Origin of the sequence: Gelidibacter sp., from assembly GCF_035515035.1 — a bacterium.
In the GTDB taxonomy this organism is placed as follows: domain Bacteria; phylum Bacteroidota; class Bacteroidia; order Flavobacteriales; family Flavobacteriaceae; genus Gelidibacter.
In genome coordinates this window covers 1-4,943 of record NZ_DATJCA010000094.1, presented here as the reverse complement: position 1 = coordinate 4,943, position 4,943 = coordinate 1, and the positions used below count along the sequence as shown (strand labels likewise).

5 protein-coding genes are annotated in these 4,943 nt (G+C 38.1%); 1 reads left to right on the top strand and 4 read right to left on the bottom strand.

Going from position 1 to position 4,943, the window contains the following annotated elements:
* The 4 genes from VLZ86_RS07455 to VLZ86_RS07440 all read right to left on the bottom strand — a co-directional run.
* The coding region (locus VLZ86_RS07455; protein WP_325450000.1) for a toprim domain-containing protein at window positions 1-438 on the bottom strand (438 nt) is incomplete at its 3' end.
* Between the two features lie 17 nt (window positions 439-455).
* Complete coding sequence (locus VLZ86_RS07450) at window positions 456-1,907, bottom strand: DUF3945 domain-containing protein (RefSeq protein ID WP_325449999.1); 1,452 nt, start codon at window positions 1,905-1,907, stop codon at window positions 456-458.
* 85 nt (window positions 1,908-1,992) lie between these two features.
* A complete protein-coding gene (locus VLZ86_RS07445; protein ID WP_325449998.1) occupies window positions 1,993-2,301 on the bottom strand; it encodes a helix-turn-helix domain-containing protein in 309 nt (102 codons plus the stop codon).
* Between the two features lie 260 nt (window positions 2,302-2,561).
* A complete protein-coding gene (locus VLZ86_RS07440) occupies window positions 2,562-3,407 on the bottom strand; it encodes an RteC domain-containing protein (protein WP_325449997.1) in 846 nt (281 codons plus the stop codon).
* Window positions 3,408-4,111: 704 nt separating this feature from the next.
* Here VLZ86_RS07440 and VLZ86_RS07435 point away from each other — a divergent pair.
* Complete coding sequence (locus tag VLZ86_RS07435) at window positions 4,112-4,828, top strand: formylglycine-generating enzyme family protein (protein WP_325449996.1); 717 nt, start codon at window positions 4,112-4,114, stop codon at window positions 4,826-4,828.
* Window positions 4,829-4,943: the final 115 nt, after the last annotated feature.

Genomic DNA, 4,943 nt, shown 5'->3' with positions numbered 1-4,943 from the left:
TTTAATAGCTTTTTCGGTAAGTGAACTGATCCAAAGACGTTCAAAAGGTTTATTGCATTTGAGGTGTGCATAGATGTAACGGAATATCAGTTCACCTTCACGTCCTGCATCAGTAGCTACGATAATGCTATCAGACTGATTAAAGATCTGTTCAATTACTTTCAATTGTTTTAATGCGCCTGAATCAGCGATATAACTTTTATCTTTTTTGACTTTGCGAACGGTCAATAAAAAAGGACTTGGAAGTATCGGCAGTTCCTTTTTGTCAAATCCTGTAATTCCGTAATCTCTAGGCATAGCCAATCCTACCAAGTGCCCAAAAGCCCACGTTACAAAATAGCCATTGCCTGTTAGGTAGCCGTCCTTTTTTTCAGTGGCTCGCAATAGGGTGGCTATTTCACGAGCTACACTTGGTTTTTCTGCGATAATTGCTTTCATGTGTATCTTTTTAATAGTTACATTTTTCTGCCTTTGGATTTAGCGGGTGCTTTAGGTTTTTCCTGTTCTTCCTGTTGTTTCTTGCTATCTGGATTTTTTTGCCCCGATTTCAAAGGTTTTTTGATTTTCTTGGTCGCTTCATTGGTTTTTCCCTCGGAATTGACTGCTGTTTGCGTTTTATGGGCTTCGGTAGGTTTCACTTGTTCTTTGATCTTATTCGGATTTTGAAAAGTGAATTCCGTTTTATGGCTTTCCTTGTTAAAGGTGATATAGCCATTATATTCCTTACCTTTTTTGTCTACCAGTCCACTCATATAAACAGTCTGTCCATCTTTGAACTTTTGATATTGCTCATTATCCAGTTCTTTACCTCTAAAGGTTTTCGGAGCTTCTTGTGACTGATTTTGCTGATTGTTTTGTGTTTGCTTATTCGTGTTGCTTCTATCAAAAAGGAATTCTACAAAACGTTTGTCCGCGTTGTACTGTACATTCGCATCAAAAGGAGTTCCTTTCTTGGAAATCATACCTTCTATATAAAGTGGTTTACCTTCCATTAAAGTTTGCTTTTGCGCATCATCTAGTTTTATCCCTTTAATTTCATCTGGGATTTTGATTTTGTCCGTACGCAGAGCGACCAATTCATTGGTCAATCGGTCCACACTGATAATAGAAGGGATCGTTTCACCTGTTTTGGGATTGGTTAAGTTAACCATGCGTCCCATATTACCCGATTGGAGCAGGTTGTCTTTGTCTTCTTTCGTAAACTTATGACCGAAAAACTCAAAGTTCAGATTAGGTTCTTTACGGATACCGTGAATCGCTACCACTACCTGTCCCTCATTATTTTGTTGTAGTGATAGCCTTGCATCCATACGGGTAACGGCAGTGCCAAGATTAAGGCTAACCGGTACCAATTCATTGGTCTTGTACCCCCTCAATAACGGATCGAGTAGGTTCATTTTTTCAAGTTTCTCTTTGCTCAAGCCCAGATTGTTCATAGTTTCCCAATCAATCTGTTCTGGTTTGTAGCGGTACTCGCTTGTCTCTGGTGTTTTTTGTGTTGTTTCCATTTCATTTTTATTTTCTTGTTTTTGCTCTTGTTGCGGTTCTGCTTTTACTTGATGTTGCTTCATCAGTTTTTCTCCTTCAGGTGTTGGATGATCTACCTGTTTCTGCATTTCCTTTGCCATGTCAATCGCCAATGGTGCAGGAATTTTGAAAAAAGAGAAGTTGGTGGGATTCTTTAACTGACTGAAAAAATTGGAAAAGAAGTTGGAAAACAAATCACCATTCTTGTCCACACGCATAAACTGATTCTGGTTCTTTTTGTTGGCATCCACGGTCTCTAGTTTACCATTTTCGTCAATTCCTTTTACAGCCTGGATTTTCTTTTTCCCTTTATTCAGCACCAACAATATCTCCGACAATTGGTCAGGAGACTCTTGTTTATCTACAATTTGCTCGCTCATAGTCTTACTGTTTTTAAAATTCAATTCCGAATGTAAAAGAAGCGCTCACTCTTTTGTATTAGTTGGCTTCCATTGGTAGTACTTGTCACTTGTTGGCTTTCATTTTCGGTACAGGGGCAGTAAAGCTTTCCCTAATGAACTGATGTACATCGGAAAGTTTGTAGTACAGTTTTCCGCTTATGGTATAATAGGGCAGCTTGCCGATGGAGCGATAGCGTTGCAGTGACCGGTTGCTTATTTTTAGTATTTGCAGCAAGTCCTGATTGTCCAGCAATTCTTCACCATCAATGCTATTCCGTTGCTTCTGCACATCATCTATATGTTCACCAAGAATATCAAAGCGATCCATGATACGCTCCATCCATGCAATAAATTCTGTTCTGTCAATATTCATAGTACAAGTCTTTAAATGTTCACTATGCAAAATTGGTAAGGATGGTAGAGTTTGTCCGCCAAGCCTTGCCAATTGGTTTAATGGTTTTTTGAAGTTTTTTTCAGTTCGCTAAAACCCTTATGCAATAACGGGTTTAGAGATTATGGCCGAGATTCTATATCTCAATGGAAAGGTTTTGCCAATTGGCAGATATGGGCAAAGAAAAAGCAGTCCATGGGTTGTACTGCTTAGAAATGGAATAAATTAAGATTAACACTTTATCAAAGATCTTTATCCACATAATCCTCGAGGGATATTTTGAGCTGGTCTAAAAAAGCAGTTCTAGAGCCTGTACGGGTTTTCATGCGGTGAAAAGCGTGATGCAGATCGCCGAGAGGAATGCGAAAGACTATCTGAAACATCAAGCTTATTTTTCGGATACCAATTTTACCGTGTGATATAGCACGAGAAGCATAAAGCGCATACACCAATTCAATGAGGGCATTTTTGCTGTCTGTCCAGAATACATCTTTGGAGCTTTCTGGCTTCTGCAAAATCACGTCAGGATCTTCATCAGGATTAATCTTGGTCAGCAGGTATGAATAGAGCAATTCGTTAGCGATAATCCTTGCAGTTTTATAATCGAAGAATGTAGAGAACGCTGAATCTATCTCAAATACGATGCTATTAAGTCCATCGTGATAGTTTATGTTTCCTCGTTTGAAATAAGTATGGTCACGGTCTGTCCGCCCCGACCTGTAGTACCTGTAAAAGTCAGAATTGCAGATATGCTCAACGTATTCTCTTTTCAGATTAGTCAATTGAGAAGAGAAATAGCTGTAATACATTTTACCATTACTGACCGGACAGGTGGTTTCAATGCGATAAACCTTGTTATAGTAAATCAGCTTGCCAAGTATTTGAGGCTTTATGGTACGGAAGAAATGGATCTCTTCAGCGTCGTTTTTAAATCCTTCTTCGGTTATGAGTTTCTTGACCGAGAATAGCAGATCCTGAAGGTACAAGGTTATCTCGTAAGCCTCATCAATCAATCCTTTGCTTTGAGATAAAATCTTTTCCTCCTTGTTGTGAATCTCTAAAATGATGTTTTGTAAAGAGTATTTCATAATCAATGATTTTTGAGAGGATTACTGATTTTCAAGCAAGTATTCCCCAAATGAATCACAAACTTTGTAAATACAAATGAAAATTTCCCCCAAGGTGGGTGGAACTTGGGGGATTTTCTTTATAGTCTGTACACTAGAAATTTAGAATAATATCAAAGGAACAAAACAGTATATATAATAAGTACAAAGATATTCAATCCGCTTTTTCTTGATCTAGGAGAGGGGTGACAGCAGATAAATGCAGTGAATTTCATCATTAAACCGCTATCTTCGGCAGAGCTTAGGATCTTATATATAAGTGCATTTGTAGGTTATTTGTATTTATGATAAAAGGTAAAAAATGTATTGCTCAATCAACTTAAATGACTAAATTTGTATCATCGGATCACATATTATATGTGAGTTAAACGGTGAGTAGTTCTTAAGTGTAAAAGTCAATTCATTGATTATTAGATATTTGAGGGCAGGATACAACGTCCTGCCACCCCGACGTAAGCCACTGAGAGATCAGTGGCTTTTCTGCTTTAGGCAATCTTTTTCGATACATACTTTTCTTCCTGTCCTAAATGTTATCCAGTGTGCTGAATTGTAAGCAGGCTATTCATGTTAATATTCAAGTGATGCGCATTTTCTTGAATAAATTATTTACTTTATCTTAGGGGATTAGGCTGCACACCTGTATATACTTAAGTACATTCAAACAAATGACTCAGCAAACCAATAGAATATGCGATATTTCAATAGTGAACAAGGAAATGGTAGAAATACCAAAAGGGAAAATTGAATTGAGAGACGATCGGACAAAACAAAAATGGACGGTTGAGCTTGAATCTTTTTTACTTTCAAAATTTCCAGTGACACAAGATTTGTATTATGAAATCACCAAAGCATCACCCAGTGCTTTTCAAGGGAATAGACGACCAGTTGAAACAGTTACCTGGAAAGACGCGGTACTTTTCTGCAATTCCCTATCTAATCAAACGGGGTTGAATCCTTGCTACTCTTTTGATGCAGAAGAAGAGATTACTTTTGATCAAACGGCAGAAGGATTTCGATTGCCGACAGAAGCGGAATGGGAATATGCTTGTAAAGCGGGAACCAAGGGAACTAGATATGGTGAATTGGAATTGATAGCTTGGTATAAAGCTAATTCAGCCCAAGCCACCCATAACGTTGGATTAAAAGAACCAAATGCGTGGGGGATTTATGATATGTTAGGCAATGTTTGGGAATGGTGTTCAGATATCTATGATGAAACTGTTTATGGTTCTTATCGCATTTTTAGAGGTGGTGGCTGGTGTGATGAAGAAAGGGGTTGTTTATCTACTAATAGGCGACGCAGTCATCCCACGTCATTTAAAATTGATGATCTTGGATTTCGAATTGCAAGAAATAGGATAAAAATGGTTAAAAGTGATTAGCACCTTACGCGAATTAGCTTTATATAAATTTATTGCGTGGTCTTTAGTGTAATAGTTGCTCATGGCCATGGCCACCGCGCCCAGTATCCACTTGTTTTCGTTTTTTTCTGCTTCC

What these genes read in the sequence shown, in the direction of transcription:
- VLZ86_RS07445 (WP_325449998.1), bottom strand. Translation starts at nt 2,301, where the DNA reads ATGAATATTGACAGAACAGAATTTATTGCATGGATGGAGCGTATCATG.
- VLZ86_RS07450 (WP_325449999.1), bottom strand. Translation starts at nt 1,907, where the DNA reads ATGAGCGAGCAAATTGTAGATAAACAAGAGTCTCCTGACCAATTGTCG.
- VLZ86_RS07435 (WP_325449996.1), top strand. Translation starts at nt 4,112, where the DNA reads ATGACTCAGCAAACCAATAGAATATGCGATATTTCAATAGTGAACAAG.
- VLZ86_RS07440 (WP_325449997.1), bottom strand. Translation starts at nt 3,407, where the DNA reads ATGAAATACTCTTTACAAAACATCATTTTAGAGATTCACAACAAGGAG.